The 20,463-nt window shown below is 71.1% G+C and carries 19 protein-coding genes and 1 pseudogene; 10 read left to right on the top strand and 10 right to left on the bottom strand.

Annotated features, from left to right (window positions below; genetic code table 11):
• Nucleotides 1-201 precede the first annotated feature (201 nt).
• Nucleotides 202-1,242 (bottom strand): annotated as a pseudogene (locus tag ACFXB5_RS24545) (acyl-CoA dehydrogenase family protein); the annotation flags it as partial.
• Nucleotides 1,239-1,991 carry a TetR/AcrR family transcriptional regulator gene (locus tag ACFXB5_RS24540; protein ID WP_385211500.1) on the bottom strand — a complete coding sequence of 251 codons (753 nt, stop codon included), beginning with the start codon at nt 1,989-1,991 and terminating at the stop codon, nt 1,239-1,241. The gene ACFXB5_RS24540 and the pseudogene ACFXB5_RS24545, both read right to left, overlap by 4 nt.
• A 90-nt stretch (nt 1,992-2,081) precedes the next feature.
• On the opposite strand from ACFXB5_RS24540, the gene ACFXB5_RS24535 reads away from it, so the two are divergent.
• Complete coding sequence (locus ACFXB5_RS24535) at nt 2,082-3,617, top strand: MFS transporter (protein ID WP_385211498.1); 1,536 nt, start codon at nt 2,082-2,084, stop codon at nt 3,615-3,617.
• 165 nt (nt 3,618-3,782) lie between these two features.
• Here ACFXB5_RS24535 and ACFXB5_RS24530 read toward each other — a convergent pair whose 3' ends face one another.
• Both ACFXB5_RS24530 and ACFXB5_RS24525 read right to left on the bottom strand, forming a co-directional pair.
• Entirely contained in the window at nt 3,783-4,319 is a 537-nt protein-coding gene (locus tag ACFXB5_RS24530) for a DUF6328 family protein (protein WP_385211496.1), read from the bottom strand.
• Nucleotides 4,320-4,464: 145 nt separating this feature from the next.
• Nucleotides 4,465-4,635, bottom strand: a complete 171-nt coding sequence (locus ACFXB5_RS24525; protein WP_385211494.1) for a DUF6480 family protein — start codon at nt 4,633-4,635, stop codon at nt 4,465-4,467.
• Between ACFXB5_RS24525 and ACFXB5_RS24520 the strand changes: the two genes are divergently transcribed.
• The 5 genes from ACFXB5_RS24520 to ACFXB5_RS24500 all read left to right on the top strand — a co-directional run bounded on the left by ACFXB5_RS24520 (nt 4,614) and on the right by ACFXB5_RS24500 (nt 9,900).
• Complete coding sequence (locus ACFXB5_RS24520; RefSeq protein WP_385211493.1) at nt 4,614-5,030, top strand: hypothetical protein; 417 nt, start codon at nt 4,614-4,616, stop codon at nt 5,028-5,030. The genes ACFXB5_RS24525 and ACFXB5_RS24520 overlap by 22 nt on opposite strands.
• Before the next feature lie 262 nt (nt 5,031-5,292).
• On the top strand, nt 5,293-5,862 hold the full coding sequence (locus tag ACFXB5_RS24515; RefSeq protein WP_385211492.1) for a 2Fe-2S iron-sulfur cluster-binding protein: 570 nt from the start codon (nt 5,293-5,295) through the stop codon (nt 5,860-5,862).
• Entirely contained in the window at nt 5,859-6,842 is a 984-nt protein-coding gene (locus ACFXB5_RS24510; protein WP_385211490.1) for an FAD binding domain-containing protein, read from the top strand. Before ACFXB5_RS24515 ends, ACFXB5_RS24510 begins: the two co-directional genes overlap by 4 nt.
• Nucleotides 6,843-6,851: 9 nt before the next feature.
• On the top strand, nt 6,852-9,080 hold the full coding sequence (locus ACFXB5_RS24505) for a molybdopterin cofactor-binding domain-containing protein (RefSeq protein WP_385211488.1): 2,229 nt from the start codon (nt 6,852-6,854) through the stop codon (nt 9,078-9,080).
• 52 nt (nt 9,081-9,132) lie between these two features.
• Nucleotides 9,133-9,900 carry a hypothetical protein gene (locus tag ACFXB5_RS24500; protein WP_385211486.1) on the top strand — a complete coding sequence of 256 codons (768 nt, stop codon included), beginning with the start codon at nt 9,133-9,135 and terminating at the stop codon, nt 9,898-9,900.
• 187 nt (nt 9,901-10,087) lie between these two features.
• On the opposite strand, the gene ACFXB5_RS24495 is transcribed toward ACFXB5_RS24500, so the two are convergent.
• Nucleotides 10,088-11,434 carry an MFS transporter gene (locus ACFXB5_RS24495; RefSeq protein WP_385211504.1) on the bottom strand — a complete coding sequence of 449 codons (1,347 nt, stop codon included), beginning with the start codon at nt 11,432-11,434 and terminating at the stop codon, nt 10,088-10,090.
• Nucleotides 11,435-11,598: 164 nt separating this feature from the next.
• Between ACFXB5_RS24495 and ACFXB5_RS24490 the strand changes: the two genes are divergently transcribed.
• Complete coding sequence (locus ACFXB5_RS24490; RefSeq protein WP_385211484.1) at nt 11,599-12,312, top strand: Clp protease N-terminal domain-containing protein; 714 nt, start codon at nt 11,599-11,601, stop codon at nt 12,310-12,312.
• A gap of 42 nt (nt 12,313-12,354) precedes the next feature.
• Nucleotides 12,355-13,155: an aminoglycoside adenylyltransferase domain-containing protein gene (locus ACFXB5_RS24485; RefSeq protein ID WP_385211482.1), complete on the top strand. Its 801-nt coding sequence runs from the start codon at nt 12,355-12,357 to the stop codon at nt 13,153-13,155.
• A gap of 85 nt (nt 13,156-13,240) precedes the next feature.
• Here ACFXB5_RS24485 and ACFXB5_RS24480 read toward each other — a convergent pair whose 3' ends face one another.
• The 4 genes from ACFXB5_RS24480 to ACFXB5_RS24465 all read right to left on the bottom strand — a co-directional run bounded on the left by ACFXB5_RS24480 (nt 13,241) and on the right by ACFXB5_RS24465 (nt 18,152).
• Complete coding sequence (locus tag ACFXB5_RS24480) at nt 13,241-14,350, bottom strand: zinc-binding dehydrogenase (protein WP_385211480.1); 1,110 nt, start codon at nt 14,348-14,350, stop codon at nt 13,241-13,243.
• 139 nt (nt 14,351-14,489) lie between these two features.
• Nucleotides 14,490-15,137: a TetR/AcrR family transcriptional regulator gene (locus ACFXB5_RS24475; protein WP_385211479.1), complete on the bottom strand. Its 648-nt coding sequence runs from the start codon at nt 15,135-15,137 to the stop codon at nt 14,490-14,492.
• 71 nt (nt 15,138-15,208) lie between these two features.
• Nucleotides 15,209-16,444, bottom strand: a complete 1,236-nt coding sequence (locus ACFXB5_RS24470; protein ID WP_385211477.1) for a cytochrome P450 — start codon at nt 16,442-16,444, stop codon at nt 15,209-15,211.
• A gap of 160 nt (nt 16,445-16,604) precedes the next feature.
• A complete protein-coding gene (locus tag ACFXB5_RS24465; protein WP_385211475.1) occupies nt 16,605-18,152 on the bottom strand; it encodes a serine hydrolase domain-containing protein in 1,548 nt (515 codons plus the stop codon).
• Nucleotides 18,153-18,236: 84 nt separating this feature from the next.
• Here ACFXB5_RS24465 and ACFXB5_RS24460 point away from each other — a divergent pair, with 84 nt between their 5' ends.
• Nucleotides 18,237-18,890, top strand: a complete 654-nt coding sequence (locus ACFXB5_RS24460) for a TetR/AcrR family transcriptional regulator (protein WP_385211473.1) — start codon at nt 18,237-18,239, stop codon at nt 18,888-18,890.
• A 162-nt stretch (nt 18,891-19,052) separates the two neighbouring features.
• Entirely contained in the window at nt 19,053-19,718 is a 666-nt protein-coding gene (locus tag ACFXB5_RS24455; protein ID WP_385211471.1) for a hypothetical protein, read from the top strand.
• Nucleotides 19,719-19,788: 70 nt separating this feature from the next.
• Here the strand turns inward: ACFXB5_RS24455 and ACFXB5_RS24450 are convergent.
• The coding region (locus tag ACFXB5_RS24450; protein WP_385211470.1) for a squalene/phytoene synthase family protein at nt 19,789-20,463 on the bottom strand (675 nt) is incomplete at its 5' end.

The following is a 20,463-nucleotide window of genomic DNA, read 5'->3' as shown; positions in this document are numbered from 1 at the left end:
GGGGGGGGGGGGGGGGGGGGTGTGGCTGTGGGGGTGTGGGGGGTTGGGGGCTCTCACGTGACCCCCCGGGGCTTCGCCGCCGCCCCCGCCCCCCCCCGCCGGGGGGGGGGGCGGCGGGGGGGCCGTTATGGGGATCACCCGCCCCCCGGGGGTACCCGCGGCCCCCCGGCCGGGGGATCCCGGGGGGGGACCCCCGCCCCCCGCCCGCAGTGGGGCGCTGCGCACGTCCGCGGTCTGACCCTGCACCACCAGGAACAGGCCCTCCCGGGCCAGCCGCTGGGCGGGGCTGCCGAGGCCGAAGGCCCGGCCGCCGCCCGCCACGATCGCCGCGGTGGTGGCGGCGCGCAGCACGTCGTAGGCCCGGGTCTTCACCGCGAGCCGGTCCGCCAGGCGCTCGCCCGGGGGAACCTCGTCCACCAGCGCGTACGCCTCCCGGCGCACCTCGCGCAGCCGCTCGCCCAGCACCTGCGCCGTCTCCTTCGCCTCCGCGTCCCCGGCGGCCTCCAACAGGTCCAGGGCGGCGCCGGCCACGCCGAACACGGCGGGGTTGGGGTTGGTGTTCTTCGGCCGGTCCGAGACCGCCCACTCCTCGTAGGGGCGGCTCCAGACCACCGCGTCCTCGGGCACCAGCAGGCCGTCCAGCTCCAGGCCGACCGTACGGGTGCCGGTCAGCGCGGCGAGTTCGAGCCGCGGTGTGGGCCGCAGACCGGGCTGCTCACGGGCGTCCGCGACGGCGAACAGCGCCTCGCCGTCGTCGGTGACCCCGGCGAGCAGCATCACATCGTTCAGGCCCCAGCCGGTGTACCACGGCACCCGGCCGTCGAAGCGCCTGCCGCCCGGGACCCGGGTGACCCGCACCGGTGTGCGGGGGAAGGCCCGCAGATGGGAGAAGGCGATACCGGACAGCAGCGTGCCGTCGCACAGCGGCCGCAGCAGCCGCTCGCGCGCCGGGGAGTCGGAGGCGGCGAGCATTCTGACCGGGCTGTGGTGCTGGGCCTGGACGAAGTAGGTGGAGCAGCACGCCCCGGCCAGGATTTCGGCGATCTCGCGGGCCACCGCGTCCGGCGCCCGCGCCCCGCCGTACGCCGCCGGGCCGCTCACCCCGAGCACCCCGGACCTCTTGACCTCGGCGATCGTGGCCGGGGAGACCCCCTCGCGGTCGGCGGCCTCGGCGCCGGGGGCCAGCACTTCACGGGCGAGGCGCCGGGCCGCCTCGATCAGCGTCGCAGCCGGGGCGGTCACGGCCGCTCCTGAGCGTCGGAGGACGCCAGACCGGCCAGCAGCAGGCGCATGCCGCGGCGGAAGTGGGAGTCCCAGTCGTCCTCCTCCAGGAGCGGGAAGTGCCCGGCGAGGGTGGGGTATTCGTCGATGTGGGCGCGGATGTGGGCGTCCACGGCCGAGCGGGTCGCCGCCTCGTCGGAGCGCTGCTGCCACACGGCTTCGGAGGAGGCGGAGCCGATCACATAGTGGGTGAGGGTGGCCGCGGCGGACGACAGGTGGACCCCTTCGAAGCCGCCGGTGGTGAGCGCGGTGTAGGCGAACTCCGAGCAGCGCAGGGCGTTGGGCCCCATGAGGGGGCGGGAGTTGGCCAGGGGCGCGGCCCATGGGTGGCGCAGCAGGACCGAGCGCAGGCCGGTCATGAACGCCTCGATGTCCTCCTGCCATGAGGCGCTGTGCCGCTCGGGGAGGTCGAGTTCGGCGAAGACCGCGTCGAGGGCGAGGTCCAGGACGTCGTCCTTGGTGGCCACGTGCCAGTAGAGGCTGGTCGCGTGGGCGCCGAGCCGCTCGGCGAGCCGGCGCATGCTCAGCTTCCGCTCACCGTCGCGGTCCAGCAGCTCGACGGCGGTGGCGATGATTCGCTCATGTGACAGCTGAGGCCGTGGGCGGGAGGTCTTGCCGACGCGGAACCACACCGCCCCCGGCGCGTTGTCCAGCACCTTCTTCCCCTGGTCCGCGCCCGTTCCCTGGTTCCCGTCCGGCTTCGCGCTCACGAGCCCGCAGCCTACCTCGTTGCGGTCACCGCTCCACCACTCCTACAGTGCTGGATGGAATCCAACACTGTAGGAGAACAAGGGAGGGTCATGAGCGACGAGGAAGGCCATCCGCGCCGGTGGGCGATCCTGGTGGCCCTGTGTGCCGCCCTGCTCGTGATCGTCATCGACAACACCGTCCTGCATGTCGCGGTGCCCGCCATCGGCGATGCCTTCGACGCCTCGACGGACCAGCTCCAAGCGGTGATCGACGCCTATGTCGTGGTCTTCGCCGGGCTCCTCATCACCGCGGGGGTGCTCTCCGACCGCTACGGCAGGCGGCGCACCCTCGTCGTGGGGCTGCTGGTCTTCGGGGTGGCGTCGGCGCTGGCGGCGGCGGCCCCGTCGGTGTGGTGGCTGATCGCGACGCGGGCGCTCATGGGGGTGGGAGCGGCGCTGGTGATGCCCGCGACGCTCGCGGTGCTCGTCGTGGTCTTCCCCGAGTGGGAGCGCCCGCGGGCCTTCGCGGTGTGGAGCGCGGTCGCCTCCGTCGGCATGGCGGCGGGGCCCCTGCTCGGTGGCGCCCTGGTGGACGCGTGGAGCTGGGCGGGGGTCTTCCTGATCAACGTCCCCGTGGTGGCGGTGGCCCTGTTCGGGGTCGTACGGCTGGTGCCCGAGACCCGGGCGCCCGAGGCCCGTGGACCGGATCCGTACGGCACCGTCCTGGTCACCGCGGGCATGACCGGCCTGGTGTGGGCCCTGATCGAAGCCCCGGCGTACGGGTACACCGCGCCCGCGGTGGTGACCGCGGCGGCGGTGGCGGTACTGGCGCTGGCCGGCTTCGGCGTACGGCAGCGCCGCTCCGCGACACCGATGGTCGATCTGCGGCTCTACCGCGACCGGCGGTTCTCCGGGGCGGGCTTCGCGGTGGCGGTGATGACGATCGCCACGGGCAGCACCCTCTTCGTGCTGAGCCAGTATCTGCAACTGGTGCTCGGCTACAGCGCGTTCCAGACCGGGCTCGCCGCGGTACCGCTCGCGGCGGGGGTCGTCGCGGGCTCGGTCGCCGGCGGCCGGGCCCCGGCCAGATTCGGGGCGCGGGCCTGCATCGTCGCCGGATTCACCGTCACCGCGGCCGGATTCGCGGTGCTGGCCTCGCTCTCCGAAAGCGGCGGCTCCGCGGCGGTGTCCATCGGACTGGCGCTGGCGGGCCTCGGATCCGGTATCGCGGGGCCCTCGGCGACCAGCACCGTCCTGGGGGCGGTGCCACCCGAGCGGGCCGGTATGGGCTCCGCGCTCAACGACACCCACCAGCAACTCGGCATCGCCCTGGGCGTGGCCGGGCTGGGCAGCCTGCTCGCCACCGTCTACCGGGGCAAGCTGCCGGACGGTCTGCCCGAGGACGCGATGTCCTCGCTCGGCGCCACCCTGTCGCACGCGCGGGACCGCGCGGACGGCGGGGCACTGGCCGAGGCGGCCCGCTCGGCCTTCACCGACGCCCAGTCCGTCACCATGAGCGTCGGCGTGGCGGCCGCCCTGATCGGCGCGGCCGTGGCACTGCTCGCCCTGCCGGGCCGCAGCACCCGGGCGGTGGCACCCGAGCCGGAGCCGGAGTCCGAGGAGGTGGGGCAGCCGGGATCACAGTGAGACACGGAGTCCTGCCGCCTCCGGAGCAGCTCCGGATCCCACTCCCATGCGTCGTCGACACCGGAGAAGCCCTGGTAGCGGAGGCGGAGAAAACCGTGCGAGGCCGGGCGGGGCGGCCGGGCGGGGCGGCCCTCCAGCGGCCTGCCAGCCGCCCTCCGGCGTTGCTCAGCGCACCCCAGGGTTCCTCAGCGACTCGTTGCGCGAGCGATGGAAAAGCCACGCCGCGGGGGCGAACCAGCAGATCACGAACCAGAGCAGGGCCGCGGCCGCCAGCCAGAACGCGGTGGCATCGGCCACGACGACACGCAGGATCAGCAGCAGCGCCGACGCCACGGTACACAGCAACAGCACCAGCCCGGCAACGGTGAACCGCGAGGCCCAGTCCACCGTTTCCGGCTTCAGCCGGCGTCCGGTGACGATCCGGTGCAAGGAGACGGGTGCGATCAACGCGCCGGTGGCCGCCGCCCCCAGAAGGACGGTCACGACGTAGATGGCCCGGTCCGCCTGGCCCAGGTCGTGGAACCGCGGGGTGAAGGCGACCGTGAGCAGGAACGCGAACAGGATCTGCACGCCCGTCTGCGTCACCCTCACCTCCTGGAGCAGCTCGGCCCACTTGCGGTCGGCCCGCTCCTCGCGGGTCTCCACCCGGCCGGACCGGGCCTCACGGCCGCCGTTCCCCGGTGCCTCATGGTCATCGTGCATCAGCGTGGCCTCCTTCGCGTCCACCCCCGTGTTCCCAGCCACTACGAAGCTGATCCGCGGACGGAAAAAACTCCGACGGCCCCCGAGGGGGTTGCCCCTCGGGGGCCGTGGCATGCCGCGACGGGAGCCGCCGGTTGCCTTCACGTCACCCCAGCACGGCGACCGCGAACGCGATGCAGAAGGTCACGAACAGCGCCACAAAGAGCCAAATGACGATCGTGGGCCCCTTCGACCAGCCCTTCGTGGGGTTGTACGTCTCGCGGGGGCCCGCTTCCGACAAGCCGTCCTCGGCCGGTGGGGTCTCGCCCGGGGGCACGCCCACGCTCGGCCGAAGCCGGGGAGATCCGGGAGTCGCAGGACTTCCGGGAGGCCCAGGACTTCCGGGAGGCCCAGGAGATCCGGGAGGCCCAGGAGATCCGGGAGGCCCAGGAGATCCGGGAGGCCCAGGAGTGCGGTCAGGGTGCGGGTTCTGCTGGTCCATGTCCGATGCGCTCCTTTCCGCCTGCGGCGCGTCGGCTCCCCCGGTCCGCCACCCCGTTCGAGGCGCCGTCCCCGGTGGACTCTTCCCACCATACGGCGGAAGAGTGGCCGGGCACGGCCGGGCACGGCCGGGCGTTCGCGGCACACCGTGAGCCTCACAGTTGCCTGGCGTTCGAGGCGGTGTCGGTGTGGGAACACCAGCTGTCCGCCGGCGCGGATGCTCGTCCGTGAGCTGCCGGAAGACCACGATCTCGTCGATGCGGTCGAGGAAACGGACCATCAGGTCCTCGCTGCCGAACAGCGCCTCGGCCGACGCCCGCAGGTTCGGATGACACCGGCCCACAGTCAGTCATCAATACGCAACACATCGTTACCGAGATTCTCGCGGTGCGACGTCCGCCTTCTTGCGCGAGCCTGGAGGCAGGGAGCGTGCCCGGCAGTCGCGCCGCACATCCGGGGTGACACCTGCACCTAGCGAGGAAGGCGGGCCGTGATGAGCGCTTCGGATACGCACGCCATGAGGCGGGGCCAGGGCGAGCTGGCCCCACCCTCGGCGATCAAGCTGAACATCAACGATCAGGTGCGGCAGCTCGAGGTGGATCCGCGGACCTCGCTGCTCGACGCGCTGCGTGAGCATCTGCGCCTGAGCGGGACCAAGAAGGGGTGCGATCACGGGCAGTGCGGCGCCTGTACGGTGCTGATCAACGGCCGACGCGTCCTCTCCTGCCTGACACTCGCCGTGATGCACGAGGACGACGAGATCATGACGATCGAGGGCCTGGGCGACCCCGACCATCTGCACCCCATGCAACGGGCCTTCGTCGAGTGCGACGGCTTCCAGTGTGGCTACTGCACCCCCGGCCAGATCTGTTCGGCCGTCGGCATGCTCGCCGAGGTGAAGGCGGGCTGGCCCAGCCATGTCACCACCGACGTGTCCTCGCCCCGGGTCGCGTTGACCGATGACGAGATCCGCGAGCGGATGAGCGGCAACATCTGCCGGTGCGCCGCCTACCCGAACATCGTCGCGGCCATCCGCCGCAGCGCGGAGGGAGGCCCCACATGAAGTCCTTCACCTATGAGCGGGCGACGGACACACGGGCCGCCGTCGCCGCGGCGGCCCAGCCGGGCGCGAAGTTCATCAGCGGCGGCACCAATCTGCTCGACCTGATGAAGCTCGACATCGAGTACCCCAGCCATCTGGTGGACATCAGCCGGCTTCCGCTGCGGGACATCGAGGAGCTGCCGGACGGTGGACTGCGCATCGGCGCCCAGGCGCGGAACTCCGATGTGGCGGCCGATCCCCGCGTGCGCACCCGCTATCCGGTGCTGTCGGAGGCACTGGTGTCGGGCGCCTCGGGCCAGCTGCGCAACAAGGCGTCCACCGGGGGAAATCTGGTGCAGCGCACACGCTGTCCCTACTTCTACGACACGGCCGCGGACTGCAACAAGCGCGACCCCGGATCGGGGTGCGCGGCGATCGGCGGGTTCAACCGGATCCACGCCATCCTCGGCGCCGGCGAGTCCTGCATCGCCACCCACCCCTCGGACATGGCCGTCGCGATGACCGCGCTCGACGCGGAGATCGAGCTGCTGCGGGCCGATGGGTCGGTACGGCGCGTCGCCATCACGGACTTCTACCGGCTGCCGGGCGATACGCCGCACATCGAGAACGTGCTGGGTGACGACGAGATGATCACGGGCGTTCTGCTGCCCCCGGCGCTGCCGGGCCGGCAGATCTACCGCAAGGTGCGGGACCGGGCGTCGTACGAGTTCGCGCTGGTCTCGGTGGCGGCCATCGTCTCGGCCGGCCAGGGAACGATCCGAGAGGCACGGGTGGCGTTCGGCGGTGTGGCGCACAAGCCGTGGCGGTCCGTCGAGGCGGAGGACGCGCTGACCGACCGTCCGGCCACGATGGACACCTATCGCGCCGCCGCCGAGGCGGCGCTGCGCGGCGCGGTCGGGCGGGGTGACAACGACTTCAAGATCGAGCTGGCCAAGCGCACGCTGTGCCGCACGCTGGCGCGAGCGGCCGGGGCGAGCTGAGGAGGCGAGATGATCGGGCAAGCTGTGAACCGCGTCGACGGCCCGCTGAAGGCCACCGGCCGGGCCGCCTACGCCTACGAGCACTGGGAGGCCGGTCAGCCGCTCTACGGCTTCATCGTCGGCGCGACGATCGGCAAGGGCCGCATCACCCGCATCGACACCGAGGACGCGGAAAGCGCGCCCGGTGTCCAGCTGGTGATGACCTACCTCAACGCCCCCGCGCAAGGCCCCCGCGACGAGTCCATTCCCTTCGAATACTGGCGCGCCCAGCCGATGTTGACCGGCCCGGACATCCACTTCCACGGGGAGCCGGTGGCACTGGTGGTCGCCGAGACCCTCGAGCAGGCCCGGGACGCGGCCGACCTGGTCGAGGTCGAATACCGCGCCGGGCGGGGCCGTTTCGACTTCGGCGAGTTCGAGGACGACACCTACATCCCGAAGACGGTCAACGCCGGTCTCCCCACCGACACCGCGGTGGGTGATTTCGACGCCGGGTTCGCCGGTGCGGAGGTCAAGGTCGACCAGCAGTACACGACGCCGTACGAGTTCTCGATGCCGATCGAACCGAACGCGTCCATGGTGGCACCGCGCGGCGAGGACCTGGTCGTCTACGTCAGCTGCCAGATCACCGACGCGGCACGGGACTCGGTCGCCGGCACGCTGATGATGGACCCGGCGCGGGTGCACATCGTCACCCCCTTCGTCGGCGGCGGATTCGGCTCCAAGCTGGGCATTCACTCCGAGACGATCCTGGCGGCGCTCGCCGCCCGCACGCTGGGCCGGCCGGTCAAGGTCACGCTGACCCGCCAGCAGGTCTTCCAGCTCGTGGGCATGCGCCCCACGTCGAGCCAGCGGGTCCGGCTGGGCGCGGGACATGATGGACGGCTGGCCGCGATCGCCCACGACGTCACCATGCACACCAACCCCGACGTCGAGTACGCCGAGCAGACCGCCGCCACCGTCCGCAGCCTCTACGCCGCGCCCCACCGGCTGACCAGCCACCGGCTGACGGCGCTCGACCTGCCGCGCGGAACGGACGTCCGAGCGCCGGGCGAGGCACCGGGCATGCTCTCGGTCGAGTCGGCGATGGACGAGCTGGCCGATGCGCTCGGGATGGACCCGGTCGAGTTGCGCATCCGCAACGAGCCCACCGTCGATCCCGAGCGGAACGTGCCCTACAGCGACCGGCACCTGGTGGAGTGTTTGCGCGAAGGCGCGCGCCGGTTCGGCTGGGAGAACCGCCCGGCCACGCCCGCGAGCGTGCGCGAGGGACGGTGGCTGATCGGCTACGGCATGTCGGCCGCCATCCGGGGACACTTCCAGGGGCCGACGACGGTGCGGGTGCGGTTGGAGCCGGACGGCACCGCCGTCGTCCAGACGGACATGACCGACATCGGGACGGGCACCTACACCATCCTTACCCAGGTCGGTGCCGAGGGACTCGGACTCCCGCTGGAACGGGTGCGGATCGACCTCGGGCGTTCGGATCATCCCTCCAGCTGGGGGTCGGGCGGCTCGTGGGGCGCCACCAATTCGTCCACCGCGTTGCACCGGGCGTGCGCGGCCCTGCGTACGAAGCTGCTGGACGCGGCGTGCGGCGACACACGCTCCCCGCTGCACGGCCAGGACCCGGCGGACGCCGTGTTCTCCGACGGCAACGTGGCCATCGGTGGCGCGTCCGAGGCGTTGCGCGAGATCGTCGCGCGCCACCATCCCGACGGTGTGGAGGCGGAGGGTCAGACCCGCTTCATGGGCGACGATCCGAACTACTCGGACTACTCGATCAACACCTACGGGGCCCATTTCGCCGAAGTGGGCGTCGACGCGGACACCGCCGAGATCCGTCTGCGGCGGATGCTCAGCGTGTTCTCGGTGGGCCGTGTGTTCAACCCGAAGACGGCCCGTTCGCAGCTGATCGGCGGCATGATCTGGGGTGTCGGCGCGGCCCTCGAGGAAGAGGCCGTCGTCGACCCGCGGTCCGGCGCCTTCGTCAACCGGGACTTCGCGGGGTATCTGGTGCCGGTCCACGGTGACATCCCCGCCGACATCGAGGCCGTCGTCCTCGAGGGGTACGACGACAAGGCCAATGACCTCGGCGCGAAGGGCATCGGTGAAGTGGGCATCTGCGGATCCGGTGCGGCGGTGGCCAACGCGGTGTTCAACGCCACCGGAGTGCGCGTACGGGACTTCCCCATCACGCTGGAGAAGCTGTTGCCCGGATTGCCGGCCATGGTCTGACCCGCTGGGCACAGCGCGCCGATCGCACAGTGGCGGGGCGTAGCGTCGTCCCATGACGATCACCGACGAGACCCTCATACGGCTGCGGAGCGCGGCGGCCGCGGACGATGCCCAAGCCGCGCTCCGGCTGGGGCGGTTGCTGTGCCTGACGGCAGCGGACCCGGCCGAGCCCGGGGACGGCGAGCCGACCTGGCCCGAAGAGCCCTGGCTGCGCGCCGCCGTGGCCGCACACCCCGATGATGTCGAGGCCCTGACCCTGCTGGCCGGGCGCCTTGCCCAGCAGATCTCCTACTGGGAGGCGTGTCTGGACATGAACCCCGACGTCATGGAGTGGTACGGGGAGGACGAGAGCACCGTCGAACGGCGGCACGTCGAGGCGGAGAAGCTGTACGCCCGGATACGCGCGGCCGGTCCCGCCCGCCACGCGGGGGCCGGGCTGGACGAGTTGGCCGTGCTCCTCGGGGTCGGTGACAAGCCCGCGGCCGAGTGCGCGTACAGCTTCTATGTCATGGAGGACGAGGCATGGAGCGGCTCCGTGCGTCACAGCGCGACCATCGTCGCGGCCGACGCCGCTGAGATCCGCTGGGCCTGCGACAAGTGGTTCACCCTGTCCGAGGGCGGCATCGGTGGTGAACCCACCCTGACCGCCTGTGTGGACGGCGCGGAGGTGGACTCGACCGACCTCGGCCCGCACCTCGCGGACGGCGGCGTGGACTGGGACGCCGTCGCCGTGCCCGAACTTTCCGGTCCCCGGCTGCCCGCGGGACTGCCGGTCCCGGGCCGCGGGCTTCATTACGGCTTCGCCGGGGGAGCCGAGTAGTACGTCGGTGAGCCGGGGGACCTGATGGACCAAGGACCCGCGGCGTTCTTCGCCGGCGTGGCGGCCCTCGTCGGCGCCCTACGGGGTGTCCGGCGGACCCCGCGGCGGCGCCGCATATCGTCTGGTGTCGGGTGGGGGGGGGGCGGGCAGCAGCCCGCCGCAGGCGCCAAGATCCGCCGGACACCCCCTAGGCGGATGCCCTGGGCGGTACGCAGAACCAGGCCAGACCCGCGGCGGTCAGATAGGCGAGGGCGCCGATGGCCATGCTGGTGCGCAGCCCCTCGCCGTAGTCGGCGGCCGTGGCGAGCAGGGTGCCACCGAGCGCCACACCGGTGGCGCTGCCGAGTTGACGGGTGGTGTTGAACAGCGCGGAGGCGGTCCCCGAGTACGCCGGGGGCGCGGCACCCATGACGGTGGAGGCGGAGCCGGTGAGGGCGAAGGAGGTGCCGAATCCCGCTGCCATCATCGGGACCACCAGCAGCGGGTAGGCGGGTTCGGCTCCCGCCGCGACCCAGCCCGCCAGCCCCAGGGCCGCCAGAAGCATGCCGGTGCACACCAGCGGACGGTCGCCGGTCGTGCGGGCCAACCGTCCGGAGAGGATGGACGCGAACATGGTCATCGCCACCGCCGGGAAGAGCGCGAGGCCGGTGACGAGGGCGCTGTAGCCGCGCTGGTGCTGGAAGTCGAGGCTGGCGGTGAACACCATGCCGTAGAAGCCGAAATTGAACAGCAGGCCGATGACGGCTCCGCCACCCAGCGCCCGCGAGCGCAGCAGGTTCGTCGGCAGGGCGGGGAAGCGGGCCAGCCGCTCGCGCACCACGAACGCCGTGGCGGCCAGTACGGACAGGCCCACCCCGGCGAGGACGGCCGGATCGGACCATCCGCGCCGGCCCGCTTCGTTGAGCGCGGCGGTCAGCAGGGCCACCGCCGCCACGACCGCGCACTGCGCCGGCCAGTCCAGAGGCCGGGTGGTGAGCCGGTCGGAGGGGGCCACGCGACGCAGCGTCAGCACCAGACAGGCGACGCCGACGGGCAGATTGATGAGGAACACCCACCGCCAGCCCACGGTGGAGACCAGCAGCCCGCCCAGCAGGGGCCCCGCCGACGCCGCGATCCCCGCGATCGAGCCCCATACCCCGAAGGCCCGCGAGCGGGCGGCCGGAGCCGGATAGGCCTGCTGGAGAAGGGCCAGCGAGCCGGGCACGATCAGCGCCGCGCCGAGGCCCTCCACCACCCGGGCGGCGACGAGGAAGGGAGCACTCGGCGCGAAGGCGCACGCCGCCGAGGACACGGTGAACACCACCACACCGGTGCAGAAGATGCGGCGGTTTCCCAGCCTGTCCCCCAGCGCACCGCCGCTCAGCAGGAACCCGGCGAAGACCAGCGTGTACCCGTCGGTGATCCACTGGATGCCGGTGAGCGAAGCCGACAGCTCCCGGCCGATCACGGGCACGGCCACGTTGATGACGGTGACGTCCAGGATGACCATGAAGTACCCGGCGCACACGGCCAGCAGCGGTACCAGGGACCCCATGCCGGACACGAAGGCCACGTCCCGACTCCATCCCGCTCACGAAGGCTCTACAACAAAAGGAACAATAGGGGATGAATGATCCACATGACGGGAATCAAGCACCCCCACCCCAAGAAACGCAAGTACGCCTTGACAATTTCACTTTGTCAAGGCGTACTTGCCTCATGCCTCTTCCTGATCTGGACGACCTCATCGCGGAAGTGGACAGGACCTGCGATGCCGCACACCGCCCCGGTGGACAAGAACAGCCCGACTGGCTCGCACTGCTGTCGACGGCGGCGAACCTTGCGGGCCAACTGCAGGCCCTGGCCGATGACTTGGTGGAGGACTATGTCGAGCACTGCCGAATGCACGGCTCCTCCTGGACGGACATCGGGGCGGCGCTCGGTGTGACCCGGCAGGCGGTGCAGCAGCGCTTCCACGCCCCGCACAAGCGCTACGGCCCCGAGACCATGTCCGAGGACCTCCGCCAGGCCATGACGCACATCAAGCGGGCGGCGGTGCAGCATCGCAACAACTACATCGGCACCGAACACCTGCTCTGGGGACTGACCGCGGAGGAGAACAACGCCACACGGCTCCTGCGTACCGCCGGTGTATCACCCGAAGACCTGCACAAGGCCGTCGGGAGCCGGCTGAGCATGGGAGCGTCACAGGCAGCGGAGCGCATCGCCTGGACCCCCTACTCCCGCAAGGCCATCGCGATCGCGGAGGAGCGGGCCGAGACGGCGGGTTCAGCACACATCGACTGCGACCACCTGCTCCTGGGGCTCGCTCAGATCGCCCGCGGAGTGGCCGCCACGGTGCTCGACGACGCCGGACTGGATCTGGCGAACTTCGCCGACGCCGCTTCGCGGCTCTCGGACACGGCAGGCTGAGCCACGGCCGTCCACGCGCCTCACACCGGGGATACTGGGCACGTGGCCCACACACACGAGGATCCGCGGTCCCTCCCCACCGAATCGCGGCCCTATCTGGAAGAACTCGTCCGGCGCACCCGCACGGTGTGCGGGCCCCATCTGGTGAGTGTCCTCGCGGTCGGTTCCCTCGCGCTCGGGGACTACCGGCATGGGCGCAGCGACATCGATGTGACGGTCGTCGTGGAGCCGTCACTGCCCGGATCGGCCCTGCACGACCTGGCCGGGGCCCTCGCCCACCCTCATCTGCCCTGCCCGGCGGCGGGGCTGGAACTGGTGGTCTACGGAACGGATTTCGTCGGCCGCCCCTCCGGTGCTGCCGGTTACCTTCTGGACCTCAACACCGGTCCGCTGCTGCCGGACCGGGCCGACGTCGACGCGGCGCGGTCCCCGGCGTTCTGGTACGTCATCGACCGCTCCGTCGCCCATCAGACCGGGCTGACGCTGTTCGGCCGCCCGGCCCGGGAGGTGATCGCCGCACCGGACCGCCCGGAGCTGCTCGCCGCGATCCGGGCCTCCGTCCGTGAACACAGCGACGGCGAAGGTCACCTCGCGGACAACCGTGTGCTCAACGGCTGCCGCTCGGTGGTGTTCTGCCGTACGGGCCGCTGGATGGCCAAGCGCACGGCGGCGCGGGAAGTCGCCCTGGCCGAGGAGGAGTTCCGGCCGCTCATCGAGGCCGCGGTGCACAGCTTCGAGCGCCCCCGCTCCTCCGCGCTCCCGCTGCCCGCCGCCGAGGTACGGGCCTTCCTGGCCCGGGTACGCGAACGGGTCGATCAGACTGCCCGGGCGGCCGGGGCCTGAGCGGGATCCGCGGCCTTCGGTCACGGCAGAGGCGCCACCGCAGGGGCGCCACGGCAGAGGCCGGCCGTTGGCTCGAGCCTCGCGCTCAGGGTCGCAGCAGGATGCGGATCGGGTTGCCCTCCCGCTCACGCAACCGCCGGATGCCCTCGTTCACTTCCTCCAGGGGCAGGATCGCGCTGACCGACCCGGAGATGTCCAGACGGCCCCGGGCGGTGAGCTCGACCAGGTCCTCCAGATGCTCCATGCGATACCCGGTGTGTCCGATCACCGTGTGGCGGTTGCGCACGAAGTGGAGCTCCGGGCCCACGGCCAGAGGGTCGGGTGAGATGCCGACGAGCACCAGGCGGCCCCGGTGGCCGAGGGCGCGTTCCGCCTGGGTGAAGGAGGGCGTACGGCCGACGCAGTCGAAGGCGACGTCCAGGCCCTTGCCGCCCGTGATCTCCTTCAGCCTGGCCTTGGTGTCACCGTCCGTGGGGTCGAGCGCGAAGTCGGCGCCCAGGCCGAGGGCGCGCTCGCGGGCGGCGGGAAGGGGGTCGAGGGCGACGATCGGGGAGGCTCCGCAGATGCGGGTGAGCTGCACGAGGTGGGTGCCCAGACCTCCCAGCCCCCAGATGCCCACGGATTCGGCGGACCGCAGTTGGGCGGTGTCGATGGCGCCGTACGGAGTGGAAACGGCGTCGGCGAGCACGGCGGCGTGTTCCAGGGGCACGGAGTCGGGCACGGCGATGAGCGTGGTGGCGTCGGTCAGCACATACTCGGCCCAGGCCCCGTCGTAGTGGAATGCCATCACCTGGAGGTTCTCACAGGTGTTCGTGCCACCGCCGAACCGGCAGGCGGGACACGTACCGCACGCCTTCCCCGCGCCCAGCACCACCCGGTCCCCCGCCTTCCAGTGCCCGGCGCCGTCGCCGACCGCCGCCACCACACCCGACGCCTCGTGCCCGGGGGTGACCACCGGCAGCCGGGGCGGGATATGGCCGTCGAGCTGGCTCAGGTCCGACTGACAGATGCCACACGCGGCCACCTTGACCACGACCTCGCCAACTCCCGGCCGGGGCACGGGCACATCCTCGACCTTCAACGTGCCCGCTGCCGTGTCGAACCGCGCGGCGCGCATCGTGGCCGGGAGGTCGTCCGACACCGCGCCTGCCGTTGAGTCCGTGCCGGTGCGTATCGGTCGTGCGTCCAAGGTCATCCGTGGTTCCTTTCACGTGCTCGGCCGGTTTGCGGCGCGCCGATCACCGCGCCGATCACCGCGCCGGTCCGGGGCGGCGAGTGATCATGATGCCGCACGCAGTCTGCCGTATGGGCACACCCCGTGCGCCACTGCCCGGTCAGCGATGCGCGTCGCGCAGCAGTGTGTCGATGACGCGGTCGACGAAGGTGGCGAGCTCCTGCGCGTCCTGCCGCCCGAAGCTGGAGGTCCACAAGGCGAAACGGCCGAAGAGGGCCGACCACAGGAGCATCGCGGTCTGTTCGGCGCCGTCCGGCCAGTGCAGCCCTTCCGCTTCGCAGATGTGGATGGCATCGACCCACTGCCGCCACAGCAGACGGGCCGGGTGGCTCCGGCCGGGTGCGCCGAAGCTGGACGAGTTGTGACCGAACATCAGGCGGATGACGCCGCGCTCGGTGCGGGCGAAGGTGCAGAAGGCGTTCGCCTGGGCACGGAGGCGTTCGCCGGCGTCGGCTCCGTGGGCAGCCGCCCGGGTGTCGGCGTCGCGCATGGCCACGACGACACGTTGGTAGCCGTCCTCGGCGACGGCACGGGCGAGCTGGTCCTTGTCGGCGAAGTGCAGATACATGCTCTGGGCGGCGATGCCGACTTCGCGTGCCACCTCCCGGAGGGACACCGGCAGGGGGTTTCCGGTGAGCTTCTGGTCGAGGAGCCGCGCCACGGCGGCCAGAATCTCCGCGCGGAGCCGGTCCCCCTGGCCACGGGGATTGCGCCTACGCGTGGTGTCGGCGGCGGTGTCCTCGTTCATGCGTCACATTCTGCGGTACGTCGATGTTCGGGCCCGGAGGGCCGGTGATCCAGCCCGCTTCCGTACGCCACTCACCAGGTGACCGGAAGGGACGTGAGGCCATAGACGATGGAGTTCTTCTTGAAGGGCAGCTCGTCCTCGGCGATGGCGAGCCGCAGCCCGGGGATGCGTTCGAAGAGCCGTGGCCAGGCGACCTGCATCTCCACCCGCGCCAGGTTCTGCCCCAGGCACTGGTGGGAGCCGAAACCGAACGCCACATGGCGGCGGGCGTTGCGCCCGATGTCGAGCGTGTCCGCGGGGCTCTCACCCTCATTGGCGTCGAAGGCACGCGGATCCCGGTTCCCCGCGATCAGCGAGACGATGACTCCCTCCCCCTCGCGGACAAGCTGCCCGCCCACCTCGACGTCCTCGAGGGCCACCCGCCGCGGATCGGTGGAGACGATGCTCCAGTAGCGCAACATCTCCTCCGCGGCGCTCGGCGCCAACTCGGGGCGGTCCCGCAGCCGGTCCCGCTGATCGGGGTTGACCAGGAGCGCCACCGTGCCCAGGCTCAGCATGTTGGCGGTGGTCTCGTGCCCGGCACCGACCAGAATCCCGACCAGGACCGGCAACATCTCGGGCGCGAACCCGTCCGGCCCGGTGTGATGCGCCAGCAACCGGCTGATCATGTCGTCCGAGGGCTCACGGCGCTTCCGCTCCACAAGGGCCTCGTAGTACGCGAACGCCTCCCGCTGCGTACGAGCACGCTCCTCGTGGCTGACATCCAGGTCGGTCCCGGCATTGGCGTGCCGCTCGAAGAGGGCGTGGTCCTCGTAAGGGACACCGAGGATGAGGCAGATGGCCCGCGAGGGCAGGGGCAGCGCGAAGTCCTGGACGAAGTCGACCGGACCGCCCTTGGCGAGCATGCCATCGATCAACTCATCCGTGATCCGCAGCAACTTCTCGCGCATCGCCTGAGTGCGCCTGACACTGAACTCCTTGGTGAGCATCTGCCGGAGCCGGGCGTGCTCGGGGTCGTCCAGCCGCAGAAACAGACCGCCCTCGTGTTCGGGCTGGTTGGAGTGGACCAGCGGGAAGTCCGGGTTGCGTACGTCGGCGCTGAAACACGGGCTGGAGAGAACGGCCCGGATGTCCGCGTGCCGCGTGGCCAGCCAATGCGTGGAGCCGTCCCAGATGGTGACCTTGTGCAGCCCGCCGGCTTCCCGGAACGCGGTGTGCTGCGGAGGCGCGCTGAACGGACAGCTGCGCGGAGCGGGAAAGAACGGTGCTTCCTCGGCGGAAGCGGTCCCGGATGCGGTGGTCGTCATCTCACCTTCCTCGACTGAGGAGTTGAGGCCCCGGCGGCACCTCACCGCCACTCCCCCGTCCCGGGCCTGCCACTGCCTCTTGGGTGTCCTTATGCCTGTCACCTTACGGACGTCACCTTACTGACACAAGAGGCTGCGCCACGCGGCCCGCAGGGTGTATTCATCGTGTTCGCACGGCCGTTGAGGGTCGTGAGCGACCGACGCGAGCGGCACGGATCGCAAGGACAAGGCGGAGGATGAGGGTCGCGGCACCGGCGACCGCCGCGGCACATAGGGAGATGAAGATGTCGGGCACCCAGTTGATGAGCTGTTCCGGGCTCATCCGGTCCACGGCCCAGGCCAGGACAGTGCACGGCAGCCCGCCCGCCACGCACCACACGGCGGTCAGGATGGTGCGGCGCGGCCAGGAGCCGGGCGCGGCAGGGCGGCGTAGAAGCAGGGCGGACCGGACAGCCGCCAGGATCAGGGCCACCGCGCACGCGGTGGCGCCGAAAACGGTCCAGTAGTACGGGGACGCGAATGTGCTGCTCGTGGGCGCCCGGCCGCCCGCGAGGATCCGAGCGGCACCGAAGCCGACCTCCATGACCACCTCGTCATGGAGGAGCCCGTAAAGGTTCTGCTGAAGGACGATGGCGATGTCGCGCTTCGGCAAGAGGAACAGCATGGCCGAGTAGCCTGGAGTGGCGCCCGTGTGCCAGATGGCGTCGTCGAGTGGTGCGTCCAGCCCGCCGACCCGCCAGCCCAATCCGTAGCCCGTCGCGGTGCCGCTGGGCCGGAGCCTGCCCTCCTCACGCATCAGCCTTACGGATTCGGGGGTGAGGACGGTGTCACCGTCGGCGGTCTTCCCGCCGCGGAGCTGCAATGCGGCGAAGGCGGCCAGGTCGTGCAGGTCCCCGCCCAGGTAGCCGTAGCCCGCGCCGTGGTCGTCCACGCCGTCAGCGATCGCGGTCGGAACACCCCACAGGAGCTGGTGTCCCGGAGGAAGGTTCTGGCTGCGAGCCGACGCCCGGTCAACGATGGCCTCGTCCATGCCCGCCGGGTCGAGTACGGCCTGTCTGAGGTGGTCTGCGAAGGAGCGCCCTGTCACGGCCTCGACCACAGCGGTCAAAACGAGGTAATTGGCGCTGCTGTAGGCGTACTTGGCGCCGGGCGGGCCGATCGGTCGCACGCTGTCGAGGGCGCGTATGCGCTGCGCCGGGCGGGGGCAGTCTGCGTCTAAGCAGTCGGTGACTTTGAGGGTGGCCGACTCGGGTATGCCGGAGGTCTGGTTGAGGAAGTGGCGGACCGTGACCCTGGCGGCGTGCGCGGCGCCCCCGAACCGGAAGCCCGGGAGGCGGTCGACGACCCGGTCGTCGAGGCGGAGCCGTCCGTTCTGCACGAGGACCATCGCACTGGTGGCGGCGATCGGCTTGGCGACCGAGCCCCACAGGAAAGGCGTTTCGGCCGTGACGCGCCGTCCGCGCCCGTCGGTTCCCCAGGATCGCTGATGGACCGGCCCGTCGGGGCCGACCACGGCGTATGAGATCCCTGGCATGTGGGTGGCTTTCATCCGGTCACGGATGTAGTCGTCGATGGCGGCGTAACGGCCGGGCCGGCTCGAGGCTGTGCGGACGGAAGCCTCGGCGGCAGGGGCAGCGGGCATGGACAGCAGCAGCCCGAGCACCAGGACCACAGTACTCGCGGCTGCGCCGCGTAAGCGGAGGCGCATGGGGTTCCTCACCGTTCCCTCCAGAGACGGGACGAATAACCGTATGGCCATATGGTTATTACCGTACGGTGATACGGTTATCAAGTGCCGAGGACCGCCGATCATGACGAACGCCGACGCCAGATCGCCCGTAGCGTCTGTGGGCTCATCTCGGAACAGGGGCTCGACGCCGTCACCATTGCCCGTACCGCCGCCGCGGCCGGGATGTCAGTCGGGCTGGTGCAGCACTACTTCCGCACCAAGGACGAGATGCTGCTGCACGCCTTCCACGAGGTCAGCGCCGCCATCCGGAGCCGGGCCGACGAGCGGATCCGGGCCGGGATCGAGCACCAGCGGCCGATCTCACACGTACTGGCCGAGGCCATGGCCGAGTTCATTCCCCTGGACGAGACACGCCGCACTGAATTCCGGGTCACCAGGGCGTTCGCCGGCCGCGCCCTGGACGCCCCCGCCCTCGCCGAGGTCGACATCGAGACCGGTCGGCAGCTGCGCAAGGACATCGCCCAGGCCGTCCACAACGGCAAGGAGTGCGGCGAGGTCGCGGCGGACCTGGATCCGTGGCCCGTGGCCGTTCGCCTCGCGGCGGTGACGGAAGGGCTTGCGCTTCAGGTCTACCGCGATCCCGCCGGAGTGAACGGGGTGTCCACGGCTGAGCTGTCGACGTCGGTGATCGCCTCCGAGTTGGCCACCGTCTTCACCGGAGAGTGCCGCCAATACGCCAAGAGCGCCCGAGTGTGACCGCGCTCGGCCCGGAGGTGGGTCGTCGCGACGCGGCGCCGGACTGACAACCCGTCAGAGCGTGTTCGGCGAGTGGTCACAGACCCAGCTCAGCGGCGAGATCAGTCCCACGTGGCATTCATACGGATGTACCATCCAGCACCAACGTGCAATGTGCCCCAGATGAGGGAGCTCGTAGTGGACACTCCTGCCGAGAGCGCCAGCCTGAAGTCCCAGTACGCGGCCCAGGTCACGGCCGATCTGGAACGCAACTCCGCCGAACACGAACGTCTCAGTTCCGAAATCGCGGCGCTGCGAGAGCAGTTGGCGATGCTCGAGAACAACCGGGCGCTGCTGCTGAGCATGCGGCAGACCCTTGGTGGCGATGCCGCCGGTGGCGCGACGGAGAACGGTGGCGTCAGTGGCTCCGGGGATGATTCGTCCGCGAGGCGAGAGGTCGCGACGCTGTCCGCCACGCGCAAGGCGAGGAAGAAGGCCGACGCGGCCGGTGGCAAGCGGAAGGGGGCGGAGTCGAGCGGAAGCCGTCCGCGTCGTCAGCGGGTGCGGGAAGCGGGGGTGCCCACGCTTCGGGAGCTTGTGCGTGATGACCTCGCACAGCACGGCGAGCCCCGCTCCGCGGCCGAGGTGACCGGCGCGCTGAGCCAGGCTCTTCCGGAGCGCGAGATCAAGCCCACGGTCGTGCGCGGCACTCTCGAATCGCTTGTCGCCAAGGGGCAAGCACACCGCATCAAGCAGAAGAGGTCCGTCTTCTATTCGGCTGTCGCCACGGATGCGGTCTCCGATGCGGCCGACGATGCGGGCGAGCCCGGCGAGGCGCGCGCTTCCTGAGCTGCCGCGGACGACGAGGGGCGGTGCTCCGTTTACCGGCTCATGGCCTCGCGTCGCGCGCGTGCGGTGTTCAACGCAGGTGACGGGCGCCGCGGCGCTCCCGGAGCAGTACCCGCGCGGTGGCCGGTAGGGGCGGACGGGCGGGGGCGCGGAGGAGGCCGGGGCCCTTGGTGGCGGCTGCCGTGGTCGTGAGCAGCTCGATCTCGATCATGGCGCGGAACAGCGGGCGGCCCTCGGGCGGTACGAGGCCGACCAGGCTTCGGCTGGTGGACAGGCACTCGCGGGCCTCGCCGAGCAGCTGCGCCAGAAGGCTCCGAATCGCGGGGGTGTCCCGGGCATTCTCCAGGTCGGCGCGGGTGACACCGTGAGTGTCGAGCGTCTCCCGCACCAGATTCAGGCGCCCGTCGGCGAGGTCTTCGGCCAGGTCATTGACGAAGTCGAGGCGCTGGCTGCCGTCGATGTACATACGGCACGCCTCGCGGTAGTCCGTCGCGGGGCCCTCCCCTGCGAACAGGCCCGCGATCAGCATGAACGCCGGGAGCGCATACGCGTCGACGTAGCGCTGGTAGTCCGCTTCGGTGGCGAATCCGGTGAACTCCAGCTCCATGGCGGCCGCGTCGAGGAAGTCCGCGACCCCGCCCCGCCATCCGGGGTGCGCCCGGGGGGTGTGCATCCGCGGCCGGTCCGCGGCATGGTCGGGGTGGCCCCCGGGCCCGGCGGCACGGCCCCCCCTCACCCACACCGC

The sequence above is a fragment of the Streptomyces sp. NPDC059455 genome (assembly GCF_042750115.1).
GTDB lineage: Bacteria > Actinomycetota > Actinomycetes > Streptomycetales > Streptomycetaceae > Streptomyces > Streptomyces endocoffeicus.
This window is presented reverse-complemented; position numbering and strand designations above follow the sequence as displayed.

Excerpts from the sequence above, each read along its gene's own strand:
- ACFXB5_RS24480 (WP_385211480.1), bottom strand. The coding sequence starts at position 14,350 with ATGACCTTGGACGCACGACCGATACGCACCGGCACGGACTCAACGGCA.
- ACFXB5_RS24490 (WP_385211484.1), top strand. The coding sequence starts at position 11,599 with ATGCCTCTTCCTGATCTGGACGACCTCATCGCGGAAGTGGACAGGACC.
- ACFXB5_RS24530 (WP_385211496.1), bottom strand. The coding sequence starts at position 4,319 with ATGCACGATGACCATGAGGCACCGGGGAACGGCGGCCGTGAGGCCCGG.
- ACFXB5_RS24455 (WP_385211471.1), top strand. The coding sequence starts at position 19,053 with ATGAGGGAGCTCGTAGTGGACACTCCTGCCGAGAGCGCCAGCCTGAAG.
- ACFXB5_RS24465 (WP_385211475.1), bottom strand. The coding sequence starts at position 18,152 with ATGCGCCTCCGCTTACGCGGCGCAGCCGCGAGTACTGTGGTCCTGGTG.
- ACFXB5_RS24505 (WP_385211488.1), top strand. The coding sequence starts at position 6,852 with ATGATCGGGCAAGCTGTGAACCGCGTCGACGGCCCGCTGAAGGCCACC.
- ACFXB5_RS24500 (WP_385211486.1), top strand. The coding sequence starts at position 9,133 with ATGACGATCACCGACGAGACCCTCATACGGCTGCGGAGCGCGGCGGCC.
- ACFXB5_RS24470 (WP_385211477.1), bottom strand. The coding sequence starts at position 16,444 with ATGACGACCACCGCATCCGGGACCGCTTCCGCCGAGGAAGCACCGTTC.
- ACFXB5_RS24535 (WP_385211498.1), top strand. The coding sequence starts at position 2,082 with ATGAGCGACGAGGAAGGCCATCCGCGCCGGTGGGCGATCCTGGTGGCC.
- ACFXB5_RS24510 (WP_385211490.1), top strand. The coding sequence starts at position 5,859 with ATGAAGTCCTTCACCTATGAGCGGGCGACGGACACACGGGCCGCCGTC.
- ACFXB5_RS24475 (WP_385211479.1), bottom strand. The coding sequence starts at position 15,137 with ATGAACGAGGACACCGCCGCCGACACCACGCGTAGGCGCAATCCCCGT.
- ACFXB5_RS24515 (WP_385211492.1), top strand. The coding sequence starts at position 5,293 with ATGAGCGCTTCGGATACGCACGCCATGAGGCGGGGCCAGGGCGAGCTG.
- ACFXB5_RS24495 (WP_385211504.1), bottom strand. The coding sequence starts at position 11,434 with ATGGGGTCCCTGGTACCGCTGCTGGCCGTGTGCGCCGGGTACTTCATG.